Origin of the sequence: Ruegeria atlantica, from assembly GCF_013032005.1 — a bacterium.
Classification (GTDB): Bacteria; Pseudomonadota; Alphaproteobacteria; order Rhodobacterales; family Rhodobacteraceae; genus Ruegeria; species Ruegeria atlantica_A.
In genome coordinates, this window is record NZ_WQBE01000006.1 from 246,882 (window position 1) to 268,327 (window position 21,446).

Here is a 21,446-nt window from a genome sequence, read left to right on the forward strand (position 1 = left end):
CTTCGTCACGTTACGCCAACAAAACGATGACATAGACCGCGTAGAGCAGAGTCAACACAATGCCCCAGGCGCGCGTGATGTCCCGCTTGAAAAACACGAACGGGATCAGCAACAGCGACGCGCCCAACATGACCCACAAGTCAAATTCAAGGAATTCCGGGTCGACGGGAATAGGGCCAACCAACGTGGCAATCCCGACAATGGCCAGCAGGTTGAACATGTTTGACCCGATCACATTGCCCAGCGCCACATCCGCCTGACGCCGCAGCGCCGCCATCACCGTGGTGGCCAATTCCGGCAGGGATGTTCCCACGGCAACCAGTGTGAGGCCGATCACCGTTTCGCTGACCCCATAGGTGCGCGCAATGACGGTCGCGTTGTCGACAAGAAGATGCGCGCCCATGGGCAGACCGATCAGGCCCAACACCAGGTAGACCGAAACCTTCCAATAGGCCATGTTGGGATCAGCCTCTTCCAGACCTTCCAACTCATCATCGTCGGCACAAGCCTCACCACAGGCCTTGCGATGCGCATAGGCCTCGCGGAACGCATTCCACAGAACAAGAGCCAGCGCAGCCAGCAGAATGGCCCCGCTGAACATGTTGAACACGCCACAGAATGCCAGCCCGATGAACAGAACCGAAGCGAGCAGCATGAAAACATAGTTCTTGCGACTGTCGCATTCGCTGGTGTGCAACGTGGCCAGCAAAGCAGGCAGGCCCAGAACCAGCAAGATATTCGCCGTGTTCGACCCGACCACGTTGCCCAGCGCAATCCCCGGCGCGTTCTCCTTGATCGCGCTGATCGCAATCAAAAGCTCGGGCGCTGATGTGCCAAAGGCTACGATGGTCAGGCTAACGATCAATGCAGGCACGCCCATGCGCAGGCTCAGGTTTACCGCACCGCGTACCAGCGCATCACCCGCCAGCAACAAGATCAGCAATCCAAGGCCGGATAACAGCCATGCCGTCATGTCCGGCCTCCTTTTTCGCAGGCGCAGGGGCCTTTGCCGATCCTGAACCGCCCGCAGCGCGGACACCTGGACGATTGCAGCCTCTTTTGCCCCGGAAAGCGCAGCTTTCCGAACATCGCCAGCACACCCATGGCGATCAGAAACAGGGTGACAATCTTGATAATCACGTCACAAACCGAAACGCGCGTAGGCTGCACGCTCCTCAAGGCCGGCAACGGCATCCTGTGCCAGCGAAGCCCCAAAGCGCGACCAGAGAGGTTTGCGCAGCCCATAGCGGCGGAACTTGACCTTTTCGCCAAAGCGTTCCTGCAACTTGGGCTTCAGATGCGCGATGCCATCAATCAGCCCCAGTTCCTGCGCGCGCCGGGCCAGCCAGACCTCGCCCGTGAACAGGTCCTGACTTTCATCCAGCTTGCCGCCGCGCCGGGTTTTGACATGGGTGATGAAATTTTCGTGAATGTCAGCCAACAGCACTTCCAGCCGAGCGACGTCTTCTTTTTTCTCGGGTGCAAACGGGTCCAGCATAGACTTCGATTTGCCGGCAGTATGCACGCGGCGCTCGATACCCTGTTTTCGCAAAAGGACATGCGCGCCGAAACCCGAAGAGATCACCCCAATCGACCCCAGAACCGAACTGTCATCGGCGTAAATCTCATCCGCGGCTGCTGCCAGCCAATATCCGCCCGAGGCTGCCACGTCTTCGACAAAAGCAATGACAGGAACATTCAATTCCTCAGATAACCGTCGAATACGCGCGCCGATCAGAGAGCTTTGCACCGGCGATCCACCGGGCGAGTTGACCTCAAGCGCGACGGCGGCAGGTTTGCCCTTGCGAAAGGCTTTCTCAAGTACGGGTGCCAGCGCAGTGTCGGACATCGATCCACGACCGGCCATTCCGATTGCACCGGACAGGCGCACAACGGCCACGCAGGGTTGCTTTTTAATAAACGGCAGGCTGAGTTTCATGGGTGCCGATGTAGAGTGCCCCCAACCGGTAAACAAGGGACCGATTTACCGATAGACGTGACGTGAACACATTTCCTGAAGCCAGAGGGCAAAAATGCAACGCCTCTCTGTGGCTTAGCTACGAATGCGCCAACCGGTTTTAAAGATCCACCAGATGATGCCAAGGCACAGGCCGGTAAAGGCCAGAATGGCCAACAGGCTAAGCCCGATCGGAACATCCGCCAGCCCATAAAACGACCAGCGAAACCCCGAAATCAGATAGACCACCGGGTTGAACAAGGTGACCGTCTGCCAAAGCGGCGGCAGCATCGAAATGGAATAGAACGTGCCACCCAGAAAGATCAGCGGCGTCACGACAAGCTGCGGCACCAGCGACATCTGCTCGAAATTACTGGCCCAGATACCGATGATGAACCCCAACAGAGAAAAGCTGAGGCAGGTCAGGATCAGAAATGCAGCCATCGCAATCGGGTGTTCGATGCGCAAATCCACAAAGAAAGAGGCCGTAACCAGAATGACCAACCCAACGAAAAGTGCCTTGGTCGCGGCTGCCCCGACATAGCCGATCACAATCTCGATAAAGTTCACCGGCGCCGAGAGAAGTTCATATATCGTGCCCAGAAACTTGGGGAAATAGATGCCGAAAGACGCATTGGATATCGCCAGCATCACCACCGACAGCATGATCAGCCCCGGCACGATAAAGGCACCGTAGGACACGCCTTCGATCTCTTGAATACGGCTGCCGATGGCGGTGCCAAAGACCACGAAATACAGCGAAGTCGACAGGACCGGCGACAGAAAGCTCTGTGCCAGGGTGCGGAAGAACCGGGCCATTTCGAACCGGTAGATGGCGGCAATGGCGGACCAGTTCATGCGGGCTCTCCCGACACCAGATTGACAAAGATTTCCTCAAGGCTCGACTGCCGCGTCTGCACATCACGCAACACCAGCCCCGCCTGCGCCACATCATTCAACAACGTGGTGATCCCGGTACGATCAGCATGCGTGTCATAGGTATAGATCAGCGCATCACCGTTACCATTCATCGTCAGGTTATGCACCGCCAGACTGTCGGGAATGGTCTGGATCGGCTCAGTCAGCATCACCTCGATCTGCTTCTTGCCCATCTGCGCCATCAACGTGTGTTTGTCCTGCACAAGTAACAGCTCGCCTTTGTCGATGACGCCGATACGGTCAGCAATGGCCTCGGCCTCTTCGATGTAATGCGTGGTCAGGATGATGGTGACGCCGGCCTGTTTCAGTTCGGCCACGATCTCCCACATATCCTTGCGCAGTTCGACATCAACGCCGGCGGTGGGTTCATCCAGAAACAGCACGCGCGGCTCATGCGACAGTGCCTTGGCGATCAGCACGCGACGCTTCATACCGCCGGACAGTTCTTTGATCGCGTTCTTGCGTTTGTCCCACAGGGACAGCTTGCGCAAAATCTCTTCGATCCGCGCATCATTGCGGCCTAACCCGAACAGACCACGCGACAGGCGGACCGTGTTCCAGACCTTCTCGAACGGCTCCAACGCGATCTCTTGCGGCACCAACCCGATCATCCGGCGTGCGGCACGAAAATCGGTCAGGATATCGTGACCGCCTACCGCAACCGAACCCGAGGTCGGTGTGGTGATGCCGCAAATGGTCGAAATCAGCGTCGTCTTACCCGCCCCGTTCGGGCCCAGCAGCGCCAGGATCTCCCCCTGCTCGATATCCAGCGAGACGCCCTTCAGCGCCTCAAACCCTCCGGCGTAGGATTTGCGCAGATCCTTGATCGAAAGAATGGTTGTCATGCAGGTTCCTCGTTCTGGCGGCGACCCTACCTCGCCCGCCCGACACAGAACAGGTCAATTCCGCACACCGCCCTGCGCTTTTTTGCGGTAGGGAAAGGCGCCATTGCACGTAACTCCGGCCTTGCAATTCACCGGACAAGTCGAAACCCTGCGCCGAAACGGAGGGGCGCAATGCTGAACGGTATTCGGATTATCGAGATCGAGGGGCTCGGCCCTGCCCCCTTTGCCGCCATGCTGCTGGCGGATATGGGCGCAGACGTCATCACCATCCACCGCAAGGTACGGGCGGCAACACCTGGCATGCCGGAACGCTCGGTTCTGGATCGCGGAAAACGGTCGATTGATCTGGACCTGAAGGACGAGAGCGATCTGGAAATTACCAAACGGCTGATCGCCTCGGCTGATGCGCTGATCGAAGGGTTTCGCCCCGGAGTGATGGAGAAACTCGGCCTTGGTCCCGAACCCTGTCACGAAATGAACCCCAAGCTGGTCTACGGCCGGATGACAGGCTGGGGTCAGGACAGCCCCTTGTCGGACACGGCCGGGCATGACCTGAACTATATCGCCCTGTCCGGCGCGCTCTGGTACGGATCACCCCCCGATCAACCGCCGCAGACCCCCGCCACACTGGTCGGTGATATAGGCGGAGGAGCGATGTATCTGGTCGCTGGCCTTCTGGCCGGGCTTCTGAACGCGCAGAGCACGGGCCAAGGCACCATCGTCGACGCCGCCATTTATGATGGCTCGGCACATATGATGAACTTGCTTATGAGTCTGAACCAATCCGGCAACCTGTCTGACGCACGCGGTCAAAGCCTGCTGGACGGCCCCCATTGGAGCCGCACCTACGCCTGTGCCGACGGCGGGTTCGTGACGGTCCAATGCCTCGAACCCAAATTCTATGCGCTTTTCGTGCAAAAGATGGGCCTGTCCGACGACAAGATTTTCGAGCCCCAGTTCGACCCGTCACTCTGGCCCGCGCAAACCCGTAGTCTTGCCGCCATATTCGTCGCAAAGCCGCGCGACCACTGGGCAAACCTGTTCGCAGGAACAGATGCCTGTGTCGCCCCGGTTCTCAGCCCGGCTGAGGCACAGGCTAATGAAATGAACTCCGCCCGAAACACATGGCTGCGTATCGACGGTGACCTTCAGGCCGCCGCCGCCCCGAGATTTTCCAACCATGCGTGGGCGCCGAAACCAAGCCCGGCCCGTGGCGAACACAGTGTGGAAATTCGGGCGGAGCTCGAAACTCTTCGCCGATCCGCCTCTTCATCTGGCTAAAAATACCTCGGGGGATGAATTGGCCACAGTCCAAGAAGGGGGCTGGCCCCTTCCCGGTTACCGCCCGCGAACTGTATCGATCATGAGCTGCACATTCGCAGGGTCAGCATCCGGCGTGATCCCGTGACCCAGATTGAAAATATGTGGTCCTTTTGAGAACGCTTCGACAATCCGGCGCGTCTCATCCACCAAAGCCTGCCCTCCGGACACCATATGGGACGAGGCCAGATTGCCCTGAACACAGCCATCCACCTGCACATGCTTGGCCCCCCATTCAGGCGAAACCGAATTGTCCAACGCGACACAGTCTACACCCGTTGCCTTGGCAAATCCGATATAGCCATCCCCGGCCTCTCGCGGGAAACCAATCACCGGGATACCGGGATGGCGTTCCTTGATGGCCTGCGTGATCACACGACAAGGCTCAAGCGCATATTTCCGGAACGCATCCCCTTTCAGTGACCCGGCCCAGCTGTCAAAGATCTTGACCACTTCAGCCCCGGCCTCGATCTGCGCCGAGAGGTATTCGATGGTCGCCAGCGTAATACGCTCCAACAGTGCCTCGAACAGAGCGGTGTTTTCCTCGCGCAGCGCATGCGCGGGCCCCTGATCCGGGGTGCCGCGCCCGGCAATCATATATGTCGCAACGGTCCAGGGCGCGCCCGCGAATCCAATCAGAGTGGTCTCGGACGGCAATTCGCGCGACAGGATGCGCACCGTCTCATAAACCGGCGACAGCGTTTCATGGATATCCTCGACCGGTTTCAGCGCATCGAATTCCGAAGCTTGCGTTATGGTCGACAGACGCGGGCCTTCTCCGGTGACAAACCACAAATCCGCGCCCAGCGCCTGCGGTACCAGCAGGATATCGGCAAACAGGATCGCTGCGTCGAACCCATAGCGGCGGATCGGCTGCAGCGTCACCTCGGCCGCCAGTTCAGGGTTATAGCATAGCGACAGAAAATCCCCAGCCTGCGCGCGGGTTGCGCGATACTCGGGCAGATACCGCCCGGCCTGACGCATCATCCAGATCGGCGGCACATCCTGCACCTCACCCGCCAGTGCCCGCAGCAGTTTCTTTGTCTCGGCCATCTTTGCCCCCAATCGTCTGGTTTGTCGCAACGGGTCATCCTTCGGCGGCAATTTGTCAAGGTGTCCCCCCATTGTCAGGGCAATGTGACGCGACTAAAGCTTGGCGCATGACACTGACCCTGCCTTCCCCCGACTCACCGCTGAAGATTGGCACCCGTGGTTCGCCTCTGGCGCTGGCGCAAGCATACGAAACCCGGCAACGGCTGGGCACTGCATTTGACTTGCCGGACGAGGCGTTCGAGATCGTGGTGATCAAGACCACCGGCGACAACCGCGCCATGATCGACGCGGACCGCCCGCTGAAAGAGATCGGCAACAAGGGCCTGTTCACCAAAGAAATTGAAGAGGCGATGCTGCGCAGCGATATCGACATCGCAGTGCATTCCACCAAGGACATGCCGGTGGAACAGCCCACAGGTCTAGTGCTGGACACGTTCTTGCCGCGCGAAGATGTGCGCGACGCCTTCATCTCACCCAGCCTGACCTCGATCCACGATCTGCCGCAGGGTGCCGTGGTCGGCACCTCATCGCTCCGCCGCAGGGCGCAATTGCTGAACCGACGGCCTGATCTGAATGTGGTCGAGTTTCGCGGCAATGTGCAGACCCGCCTGAAGAAGCTGGCCGACGGCGTGGCGGACTGCACCTTTCTGGCCATGGCAGGCATCCGCCGCTTGAACATGGCCGAGGTTCCCGCCACGGCCATCGCCCCCGAGGACATGCTGCCCGCAATTGCACAGGGCACCATCGGTATCGAGCGTCGTAGCGACGATTCCCGTGCAGCGGGTATGCTCGAAGCGATCCACCATACCGAGACGGGTCAGCGCCTGGCCGCTGAACGCGCCCTGCTGGCGGCCCTGGACGGGTCCTGCGAAACCCCCATCGCGGGTCTTGCCGAAGTGCAAGGCGGACAACTGCGCCTGCGCGGCGAAGTGCTGCGCCCCGATGGGTCCGAGGCGATTGCCGAAGACCAAACGGGCACGATTTCCGACGGCCCCGAGATGGGCCGCGTCATGGCACAAACACTGTTGAAACAAGCAGGTCCGGGCTTCTTCGATTGGAGAAGTTGAGAAAAATTTGAGTAATGTGAATTACTTCACTGTAGATTGCATTCCGATCTGGCATCAAGGTGTCATACCGATGTGGTGAAGGGGCGATCTCGATAAAGTCGAAAGTTTTTTCAGTATATTCGCTTAAGTGGTATTCGAGGGGGCGAGACTGCACCAAATCACTAATCGGTTAGGGCCGCTGTCATATTTTGACAGCGGCCCATTTCATTTCAGATCAATCGTTCAGGCTGCACTGATCGCCTGTACAGCTTTTTCAACAGCCGCCCGGGTCTGTTCCAGATCGGCTTCGGTCACGGCCAATGACGGATACAGCTTGCCCGGAGATTTGAAGATCCCATTTGCGCGCAACGTATCGTTGTAGAGGGTATTTCGTTGTGGATCGTCATGTCTGGCGCTGCGGTAATCGCGACAGGCCCTATCGGTGAAATAGATATCGAACAGCGTTTCATCTCCGACGACCTGATGCGGAATACCCGACTTGGTCAGCGCGTCGACCTGCATCTGCTGCAATGCCACCCCAGTTGCGCGCAGCTGGTCATAAACCCCGTCGCGCCGCAAAACCTCGAGGGTTTTCAAACCTGCAACCGAAGCCACCGGATTGCCAGACAAGGTGCCCAACTGCATCAGCCAGCCTTCTTCGCCGACCTGCGCCTTGTTGAAATGCTTCATAATCTCGGCGCTGGCACCCAGCGCGGCCAGAGGGAAGCCGCCGCCTGTAGCTTTGCCCAAAGTGCAGATATCGGGCGTCACGCCGTATTTTTCTTGCGCGCCGCCATAGGCCAGGCGGAACCCGGTGACGATCTCGTCAAAGATCAGAAGAACGTGGTGCTTGTCGCACAGATCGCGCAAGCCCTGCAGGTAACCGGGTTCAGGCGGCACGATCCGTTGCAACGGCTCAACCATGATCGCAGCGACGTCATTGTTTTCGTCCAACAGGGCGGCCACCGCCTCAAGGTCATTAAAAGGGGCAACCAACACCTGTTCGGCCACGCTGTCAGGGATACCGGCACTGTCTGGCACGGCTTGCGGAAAGTTGACCTGCCGGCTGGGCGCAAGACTCATCTGCGCCTCGGCGCTCATGCCGTGATAGCCGCCTTCGAATTTCAGAATCTTGCTGCGCCCCGTATAGGCGCGGGCCAGACGGATCGCATACATGTCCGCCTCTCCGCCCGAGGCGACAAACCGCACCTGTTCGCAACAAGGCACCGCATCGATGATCGCCTCGGCCAGTTCAATGCCTTTGGCGTTGTTGGCAAAGAAGGTCATGCCTTTGGGCAATTGCTCCAGTACGGCCTCCATCACCTCGGGGTGGCCATGACCCAACAGCATGGGCCCCGACCCGATCAGATAGTCGATATATTCATTGCCGTCCTCATCCCAGACACGGCTGCCTTCGCCGCGGGCAATGATGATGCCAGGATCAAAATTGCCAAACCCTCCGGCGGGTAGAACTGCATTGGCGCGGTCGATCCATTCGGATTGTGTGCCTATCTTCAGCATCTCAAACGATCTCCAATATCGGGGAACCAAGAACTTCCGGGTCAGGTGAAACACCTAATCCTGAACCTTCGGGCGGAGCAATCCGGCCGTTTTCACGATTTGGTGCATCCTGGCAAAGTCGAGGGGCCACATAGGACGACAGGTCACAGGTATTCAGCAATGATCCATGCGGAGTCGACGCCGCAAAGTGCAACGATGCGGCCGTAACAATATCCGACCCCCAGGTGCATTCGGCGCAAATTTCTGCCCCCAGATGAACGGTCAGATCCCGCGCGCGGCGCATGGCCGACATGCCACCAAATTTGGACAATTTCAACGCCACTGCATCCATGCACCCCAGTTCATGCGCCCGCATGAGCGAGGCCAGATCAAAGGCGTTTTCGTCAATCTTAATCGGCAAGCCGGTGGCCTGTCGCACAGCGGCGCAGTCTTCCAGCGTTTTACACGGCTGCTCCAGCATCACGTCCAGATGCGCAACGGCCCGCCCCGTGCGTGTGGCTTGCAACCGCGACGCGCCACAGTTCCAATCGCCATAGACCAGAGGGCCCGGTCCCACGGCCTCACGCACTTTGATCAGACGTTCCGCATCGGCCTGCCAGTCGCCCTCAACCCCCAGCTTGACCTGAAACTGGCGAATGCCGGTTTGATAAGCGGTTTTGGCGATCCGCGCCATATGGTCTGGCGCGATACAGGTGACCGAATGATAGAGCGGCATGTCCTTCCGCGTCCGCCCGCCCAGCAAAGCATAGATCGGTTGGCCCGTGGCCTGACCAAACAGGTCCCACAGGGCAATGTCGACAATGGATTTGGCATAAAGGTGCCCTTGCAAGAACCCGTCCAGTTTACGCATCGGAGCGTCGACGCCAAACGGGGAAACCCCTATGATCTGCGGTCCCATTTCCGCCACTGCCCCCGGCACGCCATCAGCAAAGGCTGGCAGGTAATGGGGGATCGGGCAGACCTCGCCCCAACCTTTCAGGCCGGTATCCGTTTCCAGACACAGAACATGGGTTTTAACTGTGGCACAGGTCTTACCCTCGGCCATGTGGTAGGTCTCGTGACTGGTCAGATCGACGGACCAGAGCGTTATCTTGGTGATCCTCATTGATAAACTCCAACCGGATCGCCAAGCGCCTCTTCGTCGGGATGAACACCAAGCCCCGGTGTTTCCGGAAGGTGCAGGTGACCTTCGATGTTACGCGGCCCGCGCCCGGCGGCGATATCAACTGTGATCATATCCTGACAAGCCCAGACCGCGTGGCAATTGTCGTCCGGGATGGTAGAGGCAAGATGCAGTGCCTCGGTATCGGCCAGAACTGAGCCACCAGTGGCCATCACGAACATGTCGATCCCGTGCGCCAGCGCGATATCTCGCATCCGAGCTGCTTTGGTCAGACCGCCGACGCGATTCAGTTTGATCCCGAACACCTCGGCCAGCCCGTCACGGGCAATCCGCGCGGCGTCCTGCAAGGTGACTAGGCTTTCATCTACCGACACGGGTGAGGCATGACGGCCCGAGATCGCGGCAATATCATCCAGCGTCTCACCGGGCTGTTCAAAAATGACGTTCAGATCCTCGCAGGCACTCATTACTTGCAGGGCCTGTTGCCGGGTCCAGCCTCGGTTGACGTCATATAGGACGATCTCACCCGGTCGCCGAATGCTCTCCACGTCGCGCACACGAGTAATGTCACGTTCGACGTCACCGCCGATCTTTACCGAATGGGCAACGTAGCCGCGGTTGCGATACCGCTCCATGACCTTACGGGTTTCTTCCACAGTCTTGGCCCCGACCGAGGATGCAATAGGACGCGGCGTCCGCGACCCCCCACCCATCAGATCAGCAATCGGCAGGCCGGCCGCCTGACCTGCGATGTCCCAGCACGCCATGTCGATCGGGCTTTTGGCATAGAGATGTCCGGGCAGCGCGGTATCCATTGCCCGTTCCACATCCAGCACTCGTCGCGGATCAAGGCCCAGAATGAACGGCGCCATGGTTTGAATGCCCGCGCGAATGCCCGGCCCATGCGCAGGCACATAGGTGTGACCCCAAGGAGTGCCCTCGCCCCAGCCGATCAGTCCGGCATCAGTTTCCACCTTAACCAGCGTCGCATCCAGCACGTCGAATTTCAGCCGCCCACCAGACAGCCAATAGGGATGCTCTAACGGCAAATCGACGTGATAGACCGAAAGGCGGGTGATTTTCATTTCAACTCCACCTCGACAAAGGACATGGGGGTATCCCCAGCGTTGATAACGTTATGTGCCACCCCTTCGTCGCGGCGATAGGCGGTTCCAGCGAGAACCGTCACTTCGTTGGCCGTTCCATCGGGCAACTCCAACCGCATCTGGCAATCGGTTACAGCCATGATGACGTAATCCATCGCGTGACGGTGCCAGCCAGTTTCAGCGTCGGGGGCAAAGTCAAAGCGCGTCACCCGCACACGCGCGTCATCGATCATCTGGGTTGCAACAGCTTGCGGTCTCATAATCTAAACTCCTCAACAGGCGCACCGAGGCTTTCGAAATCGGGCACTACACCCATTCCTGGTACATCCGAGGCGTAGAGCTTGCCATTCCGCGACATTGGTCCGCCGATTCCGGTAGAACGCGTGTTGTAGTTCATCAGGTCGGTTGTGTTTTGCAGGTAGTCGGACGGGGTCGAGGCAGCAAAATGGGCGACAGCCGAGGTGGCTATTTCCCCACCCCAGGTGTCTTCGCTGACCACCGGAATGCGGTTTTCGACCAGATAGTCCCGCACCCGCCGCGCCTTGCTTAGCCCACCAAGGTTCGAGATTTTGAGACAGCAGATCTCGGCTCCGCGATCCGCGACGATGCGCTGCGCCATGTGCATACCAGTCAGGCATTCATCCAGCTTCATCGGTTGCTCGGCCACGCGGCGTACCTGCTGGCATTCTTCATAGGTGCGGCAGGGCTGTTCCAGAATGTAATCCAGATTGCGCGTTGCGCGCGCCACCCGGATCGCGTTGTCAACGCGCCAGCCCTGATTGGCATCGGCCATCGCCTTTTCACCAGGTTGAAGCAAAGGCAGTGTCGTCCGGATACGGTCAATATCCGTGACCCAGTCGCTGCCGACCTTAATCTGAAACTGCCGGTACCCCTGCTCGCGGTACCGGTTCATTTCGGCGACCGTCTCATCAACCGCTTTCTGAGGCGCGACGCGATACATCGGCGCGCCGTCGGTCAGCTTTCCGCCCAGCAGCATCCAAACCGGTTGATCACAAGCCTGCCCCAGGATGTCCCAGCACGCGGCATCAAACGGAGCCTTTGCGTACCCATGTCCCTGAATCAAATGATCCATAAGCTGTTCGATGCGCCCCACCTGTCGCGGGTCCTCGCCCAACAGCGACGGAGCAACCAACCGGGCCAGCGCGGCGACGCCTTCGGAATGCGCAACCATATAGTTCTCACCACAAGGCGTGAATTCTCCGCACCCCTGCAGACCCGCATCTGTGTCGATGACGACGACTGACGCAGTTGCGGTTTCAATCGCGTTGCCCGCCCCCCAAACGTAGGCACCGCCCACATAAGGCAGACCGGTCTGGAACACGCGCACACGGGTAATCTTCATGCGGCATCCATTCGTGGCAAATCGCCCATTCCCTCGCCGCGCCAAAGAACGAAGGTCAGGATCGGCTCATCTATTGTGGTCATCGCATGGCTTTGCCAACTGAGGTGATGGCGTGTCTGGTTGGGACCGATATAGGTTTCGTTCCCTTCGATGCGAAAACTCGCCCCGCCCCCTACGATCAAATACAGCTCTTCTGCTTGATGGCTGTGCCAATCATAATTCAAACCTGCCCCCCAATAGGCGACGTAGCCGCGCAATTGGGTCGAGTGAAAATGCCCGGTTGGCCCGAACAATTCATAATAGCCGAAGCGGTTTAGGAAATCGGCCCCGACCTCTTCTTCGGTATAGGTGTGCTTCCATTGCGCCAGATGTGCGGTTGCCCTGATCGCATCGGACAGGGATTGCGTGGCGTCGCCGGTCGGGAATTCAGTTTGCTGAACCAACTCTACTGCCGGGATTTGGTTTGGCTCCAATTCTGCCGCCACAAGATCGTCAGGCCAGGCACCAAAACCCGAAAGATCAGGGTGGGATTGATGCAGCTGCCGGGCGGCCTCTAGAACGTCGTCCATTGTCACGGGATCACCACGATGTTGCCTGTGTGTTGTTTGGCGATAAAGGCCGCCTGTGCCTCACGCAATTCTTCCAATGGATAGGTAGCCGCCAACGCAGGCTTGATCTCTCCGGCCTCGATGTATTTCACGAGGTTTTGCATGACTTGCGGGTCGATCACGGTCGAACCTGTGAAGGTCAAGTCGCGCAGGTAGAATGTTCGCAGATCAAACTCGACCATCGGCCCTGCGATCGCACCCGAACAAGTATAGCGCCCACCGCGTTCCAGACTGTCGATCAGGTTCGGCCAATAGGGGCCACCGACCACATCGGCAACTACGGTAATCTTTTCTGCGCCCAAAGCCGCGCGAAGATTTTCCGGCGCACGGGGCAAAATCCTGTCGGGACCTAATTCGGCGACGTCTGCATGCTTGGCCTCGGACGCCATTGCGATCACACGCGCGCCGCGCCGTTTGGCCAATTGCACCAGTGCCCCACCAACGCCACCCGAGGCGCCGGGCACCAACACGGTGTCCTTGTCGGTCACGTTGGCGCGGGTCAGCATGCCTTCGGCGGTCGAATACGAGCAGGAAAACGTCGCCAGCTCCGCATCCGTGAGGTCTGATTTGATCGGCACTGCATTCACCGCAAGCGTCGTGGCGTATTCGGCAAATCCGCCGTCCCGCTCGGACCCATAGTATCCGGTCTTGTCCTTGTTGCCTGGATCGTTCGGATCGCGCAGCCAGCCATCGGTGATCACGCGTTCACCAATGCGGGCGCTGTCGACACCATCGCCGACGGCCACGATCTGACCGCAGATATCGGCGCCCTGAATGCGCGGGAACGTGATTGGCGCGCCGCCCCATGTCGGGTCATCTTCGCCCACTTCTTCAAACGCGCCACCCGTTGTCGCATCCGTCACCGTTTTGGAATACCAACCCGAGCGTGTGTTCACGTCGGTATTGTTCAAACCACAGGCGGCGACCTTGATCAGCACCTCGCCCGTGGCGGGTTCCGGGCGCGGCCAGTCCTCATGCAACACCATTTGTTCAAGGCCACCATGGCCCATCGTGACCATAGCTTTCATTGTATCGGGCAGGCTCATTGTGCAGTCTCCAGCATGGCGTCGGTACGGGGCAGCAGGCTGTCGGGGTCATAGGCAGGTTCACCCAACACGCGGGTCGCGCGGGGTTTGCCGTGGATCACGACCTGCAACGCTGTGCCGGGGGTTGCGGCCTCGGGCTTGATATAGGCAAAGGCCAGAATCTTACTGACCGTATGGCCATAAGCCACCGAAGCCGCCGAGCCCACGACGTGGCCATCCAGCATGACAGCTTCACCGCCATGACCGTCGATCTCTCCGTCGGGTTCAATCTCAAGATAGGCGCAGATCCAGGGCAGATCAGAATTCAGGGTCTTGTCCTTGCCCAGATACTCCTTGTCCGTACGGGCAAAGCGCAGCACATCAGCCTCGGCCAGAGTGACCTCGTTGGTCAACTCACCCGCACCTTTGAAGCCCTTCTCCATCCGCATCACGTTCATGGCAAAGCTGCCATAGTCGGCGATACAATGAGGTTCGCCAGCGGCCCAGAGCGCGGTATAGACGTCGAGGCAGGCGGCGTTGGGCATGTGCAGCTCCCAGCCGAGTTCCCCGGCATAGGACATGCGGAAGGCCCAGACCTTGTGCCCCGCGACGGTGATCTCCTGTGCCGACAGCCAGCGGAAACCGGCATTGCTCAAATCCGCATCAGTGCAGCGGGACAGTACGTCGCGTGACCGGGGACCGTTCAGTGACAAGGCCGACCAGTCGGCAGACAGAGCGGTGATCTGCACATCCTCATCAGCACACTGGTGTGCCAGATGATCCAGTAGGCGTTGTTCAAAGAAAGCTGCACAGACCAGATAGAAGCGGTCCTCTGCCATGCGGACAATCGTCGTCTCCAATTCGATCCGCCCGCGTCGGTTCAGCATATGCGTCAGTGTGATGGAACCGACCTTTTGCGGCATCCGGTTGGCGGTCAACCGGTCCAGCAAGGCATAGGCGTCCGGGCCAGAGACCTCGACCTTGGTGAAAGCGGTGACATCCATGATACCGACGCGTTCGCGGACCGCTTTGACCTCAGCTGCGACCATGTCGTCTGCCGGCGTGCGGCGGAAGGAATAGTGATCGCGCTGTTCGACCCCGTCCCGTGCGAACCAGCGGGGGCGCTCAAAACCATACACCTCCTCATGCACCGCGCCTTTGGAGTTCAGCAGTTCATACAGCGGCGACGGCTTGATCGGGCGGCCTTCCAGGCGATTGAAATGCGGGAAAGGGATTTCATGGCGCAGGCAGTAGTCTTCCTCAGCCTTGATCACCTGCCAGTCCTTGTTGGCATACGCCCCAAACCGGCGCGGGTCGAATTCGCGCATCGAAATATCCGCCGCCCCATGCACCATCCAGCGCGCCAGCTCACGGGTCAGACCTGGCCCCCAGCCGATGCCGATCTGCGTTCCGCAACAACACCAATAGTTCCGAACACCCGGCGCAGGGCCGATCAACGGGTTGCCATCGGGGGGATGCGAAATCGCGCCATGTACGTCGCGTTGAATGCCCAGTTCAGCAAAGATCGGCATCCGGTTCAGGCTTTCTTCAAGCCACGGCATCACCCGGTCGTAGTCCGCATCGAACAACCAGTTTTCGTATTCCCAGGGGCAATGATCATGCCAGACCGAGTTCGGGTTCTCTTTTTCGTAAATCCCGATCAGCCCGCGCTGCTGCTCCATCCGGATATAGCCCGAGACTTTGCGATCGTCGCGGATCACCGGCAGTTCGGTGTCCAGGTTCTGGAACTCCGGCACCGGTTCGGTCACGAAGTAATGGTGGGTCATCGAAGTCATGGGCAGTTGTAGCCCCGACCATTCGCCCATCTGACGGGCATAGGTGCCGCCAGCGTTCACCACATGCTCACAAGTTATGGTGCCCTGTTCGGTCTCTATCACCCACTCCCCATTCCCAGCCTGCGTAATGTTGGTGGCGCGGCAGTTGCGGAAGATGCGCACACCCTTTAGACGCGCGCCAGTTGCCATCGCCATGGTGACGTTGGTCGGGTCCACGTGGCCATCGTCGGGCGTGTATAGCGCTCCCAATACACCGTCGAGATTGTAAAACGGGTGCAGTACCGCCACTTTCTCAGGGCCGACTAATTCGATATTGAACCCAAGCGAGCGACCAACGGACAGGGTGTGGCGCAACCAGTCCATCTCATCCTCAGTATAGGCCAGTCGGAACGATCCGCAGCCATGCCATGTCACCGGCTGGCCGGTCTCTGCCTCAAGCGCACCTGAATACAAACCGATGTTGTAGTCCACACATTTGCCCAGCCCAAAGCTCGATGTTGAATGTGTGATCTGCCCTGCCGCATGCCAGGTGCTGCCGCTGGTCAGTTCAGCCTTTTCCAGCAGGACAGTATCCTCGCCCCACCCTTCATGCGCCAGATGATAGGCCAGACCGACCCCCATGACACCTCCGCCCACGATCACCACGCGGGCATGTGACGGCAGATTCTTCTCGGACATGATTTTTCCTCTTCCCGAGTCGCGTTTCTGCTCGACAGGCTAATTCCACAAATGTACCATCGTCAATCATGAATGACACAAATGTATCATCAATCGTTCTCGACCGCCTCACCGAAGAGTGGGACGCCCTGACGCCCGAGGCACAGAAAGCCGCGCGTTACGTGCTGGAAAACCCCACGGATGTTGGGGTTTCGACCGTGCGCGAGATTGCCGAGGCTGCCAATGTGAAACCCAACACCTTCGTGCGGATGGCTCGGCAGGTGGGCTTCGAAGGCTACGAGGATTTTCGCGCCCCATTTCGCGACGCGATTCGCCAAGGCACCGTGTCGTTTCCCGATCGCGCGCGCTGGTTGCAAACCATTGGCAAGTCGGGTGAGCTGGGCGGCCTTTATGCCGATATGATCGGCGCCGCGATCCGCAACATCGAAGACACCTTTGCCGGAATCGACGCCGACCGACTGAAAGCCGCCGCCGAGGATATCTGGAATTGTCGCCAGATCTTCACGCTGGGTGTTGGCGTCAATAACGCGAACGCGCGCAACTTTACCTATCTGGCCTCTACGGGCATGAAGCAATTTCACGCCATCCCTCGCCCCGGCTCGACCCCGGTCGACGATCTGGCCTGGGCCGACGAACAGGATGTGCTGATCGCCATCACCTGCCACCCTTACCGGACCGAAGTGATCGACGCAATTAAACTGGCGCGGCAGCAGGGCCTGACTGTCATCGGCCTGTCCGACAGCCCCGCCAGCCCAGTAATCCTGAACGCGCAGCATGGCTTTGTCGTCGCTGCTGACACGCCGCAATTCTTCCCGTCCTCCGTATCTACCATCGCTTTGTTGGAAACGCTGCTGTCCTTCGTGATCGCGGTTTCCAGCGATGAGATTGTCGAGCGGGTGGAACGGTTTCATCAACGCAGGCACCAGCTTGGCCTCTACGCGGAGGAGCCCGAATGAACGCCCCGCTGACACGTTCGCTTGATGCGCGATACTACACCGACCCCGCGATTTTCACGCAAGAGATGCAGGGCCTTCTGGCCCGAACATGGCAATTCGCCGGGCACGTGGCGCAAGTCCGCGAAACAGGGGACTACTTTGCCTTCACGATTGCCGGGCAGAACCTGTTCTGCATTCGGGGTCGCGACGGAGAAATCCGCACCTTTTACAACGTTTGTCAGCATCGAGCGCACGAGATGGTCACCGGCGCCGGAAACACCCGCGTCGTCGTCTGCCCCTACCACGCGTGGACATATGAATTGTCCGGCCAGCTGCGCGCAGGGCCCAACATCAAATCCGTCCCCGGCTTTGACCGTAGCACCATCTGCCTGACCTCTGTCCGGACCGAAGTGTTCAACGGCTTCATCTTCGTCAATCTCGACGATGACGCCGCGCCAATGGATGAATGGTACCCCGGCGTGCGCGAAGAAATCCGCGCCTTCGTCCCTCACATCGACGATCTGGAACCGCTGGAATGGGTCGAGATACCCGAGAACTGCAACTGGAAGGTCAGTATCGAGAATTACTCGGAATGCTATCACTGCCCAACCAATCACCCGACCTTTGCCGAAGGCGTGGTCAAACCCGAGACCTATGACATTCAACCCGATCCAAGCGGCGGCTACGTGCTGCGCCACACGACGGAATGCCAGAGCCTCGACAAGATGACCTATCCCATCGACATGTCGGTGCCTCATGCAGGTGATTATCAGTCGTGGTTCCTGTGGCCGATGTTTTCATTCCAATGCTACCCGGGCAATGTGCTGAATACTTACCACTGGCGCGCGGTCGATGCCGATCACTGCACCGTCTGGCGCGGCTGGTATACCGAAGGCGGGTCGGAAAGTGCGGTGATCCGTCAATTGGCCGTGCAGGATCGCGAAACCACGGTCGAAGAAGATATCCATCTGGTCGAAAGCGTTCACCGGGGCCTGAAATCCCGTGGCTATCGCCCTGGTCCACTGGTGCTGGACCCCAGATGCGGTGTGATGTCGGAACACTCGATTGCCCGGTTACAACAATGGATGCGTGAGGCGGTGGACTGATGATCAAGGTGATCCACCCATGCTGATGCCCGAAGACTGGCGACCGGAGCACAAGCTATTTCCGCATCAGGTGGGCTTTACCTCTCCTCCGTTCGACTTCGATGCGGCTCCATCCGATTTCCTGCGCATCAGCCCGGGCACCGTAGGGGTACATGGCTGGATGCTGCATGTTCCAGAATATGTGCATGGGCTGGATCAGCGAAAACAGAATTTCGGGATGCTTGAGGATTTTGTCCACTGCATGTCCCGAAACGGCGTCGATGTGTGCGGTCAGGTCGGGTCGAACTGGGTGCATGCCTGCGGGCTGGGCGTTGAAGGCGTACGACAGCATTGCGCGGATCTGTCCGACAAATACGGCTCGCAGTTTCATATGGCAGGATACGCCATGATCGAAGCGCTGCGCGAAATGAATGTGGAGAAGGTGGCGTTGAACGCTGCCTATCATTGGCCGGAATGGTGGCAAGGCACAGTCGGGTTCCTTCAAGAAGCCGGGTTCGATGTTTTGTATGCCGGCAATTTCCACGATCAGGGATGGTTTGCCAGCCAAGATGATGTGAACAGTTATCGCTGGGTCTTTGAAGGCGATCTGGCGCTCAAAAGCTTCGAATACGTTGCCGAGCAAGCCCCGAATGCCGATGCGATCCTTATCAACGGTATGTGCAATTTCCGCACGGGTCCGAACGGTCTGCCACAACGCCCCCTGCATTTGGTAGACGATCTGGAGGCCGCCTTGGGTAAACCTGTAGTCGGCCACGACATCGCGCTCTATTGGCGCATCTTCAGATCCCTTGACTTGCGGCCCGCGACACCATTGGGTCGGCTTCTGAAAAGCCTGTAGATCAAAGAGGGCTGAAACCCATGCACAGAATACTCGCGCTTTGGGCGGTGCCCCGATCCACTTCAACGGCCTTTGAATGGATGATGCGCCAGCGCGGCGATCTGGATTGCCTGCACGAACCCTTCGGCGAGGCGTGGTATCAGGGAGAAGACCCACTTTGGCACCGGTTCAAACCGGGGGATGTCACAACGCCCGGCCTGACGCTTGGGAAAGTGTGGCAGGACATCAAGGCCCGAGCCGAAAATGCGCCGGTCTTCATCAAGGACTTTCCGCACTACATCAACCATATGTGGGATGCCGAGTTCCTGTCCCACTTCAATCATGCCTTCTTGATCCGCGACCCGGCCAAAACGATCACCTCGATGTTCAAGCGCTGGCCAGACTTCGCGGAAGGAGAGGTTGGCTTCCCCGAACAGCGTGCCTTATTCGACTTGCTAACCGCCCTGAACGGCACCCCTCCGCCTGTGATTGACAGCGATGATCTGCTGGAAGACCCCCGTGCAATGACAGAGAAGTTCTGTGACGCAGTGGGCATTCCTTTTATCGAAGACGCCTTGAACTGGGAAGCCGGTGGCGATCCTTCGGCACATAGTTGGTGGGATGGCGGGTCGTTTCACGCCAATCTCGCGAACTCGACCGGGTTGGCGCCGCAACCTCGCAAATATGTGTCAATCGAAGAGGCGCCTGATCGGGTCAAACAGGTGCATCGCCGGATGAAACCGCATTATGATCACCTCTACAAACATCGTCTGACGCGCTAAAGAACCGGAGACCCCAAATGGCAGACATTTTCGACGAAGACCTGTTCCTCAAAGGGTTGGAACAACGCAAAGGCACGCTCGGGGCCGAATATGTAGAAAAGAACCTGGCGTCCGCGGATGACTTTACGCGCCCGTTTCAGGAGGCCATGACAGCCTGGTGCTGGGGCTTTGGCTGGGGCGACAGCGTGATCGACGCCAAGACCCGATCGATGATGAACCTGTCGATGATCGGCGCGCTGGGGAAGATGCACGAATGGGAAATCCACTGCAAAGGCGCGATTAACAATGGCGTCTCGAAGGAGGAAATCAGGGCCATCATCCACGTGATCGGCATCTATTGCGGTGTACCCCAGGCGCTGGAATGCTTCCGTGTGGCGCGAAAGGTGTTTGAAGCCAAATAAATGCTCAAACTAGTCAAATCTAAACAGGCATGACTGGTTCAGTATCAGGCTTCGGACCCTAAGTTTGTAAGTATATCGACAATCTCGCCGCTCCTCGTACCGATTAAGGCGTGTCGGGCAGAGCGAGGGGCAGGCTGCAAGAATTTTTTGACACGCGTTGTCGTCTCATACGATTAGGACGCCAAGAGCCATGTGTTAGATATTCATGGCAACCTCATCACCGCAACAAACAAGGCAAGCAGAGCCCTCCCAACCTTCTTTAATACTTGAACAGCCTACATCAGGGTTGATCATTGCGACTGCACCCCCCCTTGCCGGATCGACTGATTGGGCGCACAATATGAGCTCATACACAAAATTGCGCCCTGGGTGCGCACCGTGACACGCTTCGCGTCCGGGACGCCTTCTATGAAATGGAGGGCACCATGACTATTGCATCTCGTCTGAAGCACCATTTGGACTCCCAGGGGCTTCCGTTTGATACTGTCCCGCATCCCTATGCCGCTACTGCAAGCGAATGTGCAGAAGCGGCACATGTTCCCGGCGACCACCTTGCCAAATCCGTCTTAATTCACATGGAAGAGGGGCCCATACTTGCAGTGCTGCCCAGCAACCATCAGGTCGACCTCACTGCTCTGCAATCGATGATGGATCGGCGCCTTGGTTTAGCTCCTGAATCCGAAATGCGCGAATTGTTTGATGATTGCGCCCTTGGCGCGATACCACCTGTAGGCGATGCCTATGATCTGCCGACTGTTGTGGACAACAGTCTCACTGGCCTCGACAGGGTTTGGTTCGAAGCCGGAGACCACCAAACTTTGATCGAAATGCGCGGGAAGGATTTCGACACGATGATGAAAGACGTTAAGCACGGCGCTTTCTGCTGCATGCATTAAGCTCTGGCGTGCTTTTTCGCTGATTTACCCCGCTCCGGCGTGGTTTTTCTCAGCTACGGGAGCAGGATTTTCAGCTCTCACCCCAATGTTTTATGGTTCTGACGGGTTGAGTGTGTTAAGCGATTGATC

21 protein-coding genes are annotated in these 21,446 nt (G+C 58.5%); 8 read left to right on the forward strand and 13 right to left on the reverse strand.

Annotated features, from left to right (window positions below):
- Positions 1–10: 10 nt before the first annotated feature.
- From GOX21_RS13645 to GOX21_RS13660, 4 genes are all read right to left on the reverse strand, one after another.
- Complete coding sequence (locus GOX21_RS13645; RefSeq protein ID WP_170350742.1) at positions 11–973, reverse strand: calcium/sodium antiporter; 963 nt, start codon at positions 971–973, stop codon at positions 11–13.
- 168 nt (positions 974–1,141) lie between these two features.
- Positions 1,142–1,939 (reverse strand): S49 family peptidase, encoded by a 798-nt coding sequence (locus tag GOX21_RS13650; protein ID WP_170350743.1) that lies wholly within the window; start codon positions 1,937–1,939, stop codon positions 1,142–1,144.
- A gap of 114 nt (positions 1,940–2,053) precedes the next feature.
- Positions 2,054–2,815 (reverse strand): ABC transporter permease, encoded by a 762-nt coding sequence (locus tag GOX21_RS13655; RefSeq protein ID WP_170377866.1) that lies wholly within the window; start codon positions 2,813–2,815, stop codon positions 2,054–2,056.
- Positions 2,812–3,741 (reverse strand): ABC transporter ATP-binding protein, encoded by a 930-nt coding sequence (locus tag GOX21_RS13660; RefSeq protein ID WP_170350745.1) that lies wholly within the window; start codon positions 3,739–3,741, stop codon positions 2,812–2,814. Before GOX21_RS13660 ends, GOX21_RS13655 begins: the two co-directional genes overlap by 4 nt.
- 171 nt (positions 3,742–3,912) lie before the next feature.
- Between GOX21_RS13660 and GOX21_RS13665 the strand changes: the two genes are divergently transcribed.
- On the forward strand, positions 3,913–5,022 hold the full coding sequence (locus GOX21_RS13665) for a CaiB/BaiF CoA transferase family protein (protein ID WP_170377868.1): 1,110 nt from the start codon (positions 3,913–3,915) through the stop codon (positions 5,020–5,022).
- 57 nt (positions 5,023–5,079) lie between these two features.
- Here GOX21_RS13665 and hemE read toward each other — a convergent pair whose 3' ends face one another.
- On the reverse strand, positions 5,080–6,114 hold the full coding sequence (hemE, locus tag GOX21_RS13670; RefSeq protein WP_170377870.1) for a uroporphyrinogen decarboxylase: 1,035 nt from the start codon (positions 6,112–6,114) through the stop codon (positions 5,080–5,082).
- A gap of 107 nt (positions 6,115–6,221) precedes the next feature.
- Here hemE and hemC point away from each other — a divergent pair, with 107 nt between their 5' ends.
- Positions 6,222–7,181, forward strand: a complete 960-nt coding sequence (gene hemC, locus GOX21_RS13675; protein WP_170361241.1) for a hydroxymethylbilane synthase — start codon at positions 6,222–6,224, stop codon at positions 7,179–7,181.
- 222 nt (positions 7,182–7,403) lie between these two features.
- Here hemC and GOX21_RS13680 read toward each other — a convergent pair whose 3' ends face one another.
- From GOX21_RS13680 to GOX21_RS13715, 8 genes are read right to left on the reverse strand one after another with little or no spacing between them, the layout of a single operon-like run.
- Complete coding sequence (locus GOX21_RS13680; protein WP_170377872.1) at positions 7,404–8,681, reverse strand: aspartate aminotransferase family protein; 1,278 nt, start codon at positions 8,679–8,681, stop codon at positions 7,404–7,406.
- 1 nt (position 8,682) lies between these two features.
- Positions 8,683–9,786, reverse strand: coding sequence for a mandelate racemase/muconate lactonizing enzyme family protein (locus GOX21_RS13685; RefSeq protein ID WP_170377875.1), 1,104 nt, complete (start codon positions 9,784–9,786; stop codon positions 8,683–8,685).
- Entirely contained in the window at positions 9,783–10,889 is a 1,107-nt protein-coding gene (locus tag GOX21_RS13690; protein ID WP_170377877.1) for a mandelate racemase/muconate lactonizing enzyme family protein, read from the reverse strand. Before GOX21_RS13690 ends, GOX21_RS13685 begins: the two co-directional genes overlap by 4 nt.
- Entirely contained in the window at positions 10,886–11,170 is a 285-nt protein-coding gene (locus GOX21_RS13695) for a cupin domain-containing protein (protein WP_254428550.1), read from the reverse strand. Before GOX21_RS13695 ends, GOX21_RS13690 begins: the two co-directional genes overlap by 4 nt.
- Positions 11,167–12,273, reverse strand: coding sequence for a mandelate racemase/muconate lactonizing enzyme family protein (locus GOX21_RS13700; RefSeq protein WP_170377879.1), 1,107 nt, complete (start codon positions 12,271–12,273; stop codon positions 11,167–11,169). Before GOX21_RS13700 ends, GOX21_RS13695 begins: the two co-directional genes overlap by 4 nt.
- Positions 12,270–12,842: a dimethylsulfonioproprionate lyase family protein gene (locus tag GOX21_RS13705; RefSeq protein WP_174818897.1), complete on the reverse strand. Its 573-nt coding sequence runs from the start codon at positions 12,840–12,842 to the stop codon at positions 12,270–12,272. Before GOX21_RS13705 ends, GOX21_RS13700 begins: the two co-directional genes overlap by 4 nt.
- Positions 12,843–12,844: 2 nt before the next feature.
- Positions 12,845–13,927, reverse strand: coding sequence for an alcohol dehydrogenase family protein (locus GOX21_RS13710; protein WP_254428551.1), 1,083 nt, complete (start codon positions 13,925–13,927; stop codon positions 12,845–12,847).
- On the reverse strand, positions 13,924–16,380 hold the full coding sequence (locus GOX21_RS13715; protein WP_170377883.1) for an FAD-dependent oxidoreductase: 2,457 nt from the start codon (positions 16,378–16,380) through the stop codon (positions 13,924–13,926). Before GOX21_RS13715 ends, GOX21_RS13710 begins: the two co-directional genes overlap by 4 nt.
- A 68-nt stretch (positions 16,381–16,448) precedes the next feature.
- Here GOX21_RS13715 and GOX21_RS13720 point away from each other — a divergent pair, with 68 nt between their 5' ends.
- The 6 genes from GOX21_RS13720 (at position 16,449) to GOX21_RS13745 (ending at position 21,317) form a co-directional block, all read left to right on the forward strand.
- Complete coding sequence (locus GOX21_RS13720) at positions 16,449–17,336, forward strand: MurR/RpiR family transcriptional regulator (protein WP_170350755.1); 888 nt, start codon at positions 16,449–16,451, stop codon at positions 17,334–17,336.
- A complete protein-coding gene (locus tag GOX21_RS13725; protein WP_170350756.1) occupies positions 17,333–18,421 on the forward strand; it encodes an aromatic ring-hydroxylating oxygenase subunit alpha in 1,089 nt (362 codons plus the stop codon). The genes GOX21_RS13720 and GOX21_RS13725 overlap by 4 nt, the downstream gene beginning before the upstream one ends.
- A 19-nt stretch (positions 18,422–18,440) precedes the next feature.
- Positions 18,441–19,259, forward strand: coding sequence for a hypothetical protein (locus GOX21_RS13730; RefSeq protein ID WP_170377885.1), 819 nt, complete (start codon positions 18,441–18,443; stop codon positions 19,257–19,259).
- 20 nt (positions 19,260–19,279) lie between these two features.
- The gene (locus GOX21_RS13735; protein ID WP_170377887.1) at positions 19,280–20,020 is read left to right on the forward strand and encodes a sulfotransferase family protein; all 741 of its coding nucleotides are present in this window, start codon (positions 19,280–19,282) and stop codon (positions 20,018–20,020) included.
- Between the two features lie 17 nt (positions 20,021–20,037).
- On the forward strand, positions 20,038–20,421 hold the full coding sequence (locus tag GOX21_RS13740; RefSeq protein WP_170377889.1) for a carboxymuconolactone decarboxylase family protein: 384 nt from the start codon (positions 20,038–20,040) through the stop codon (positions 20,419–20,421).
- A 425-nt stretch (positions 20,422–20,846) separates the two neighbouring features.
- A complete protein-coding gene (locus GOX21_RS13745) occupies positions 20,847–21,317 on the forward strand; it encodes an aminoacyl-tRNA deacylase (protein WP_170361221.1) in 471 nt (156 codons plus the stop codon).
- The last annotated feature ends 129 nt before the right edge of the window (positions 21,318–21,446 follow it).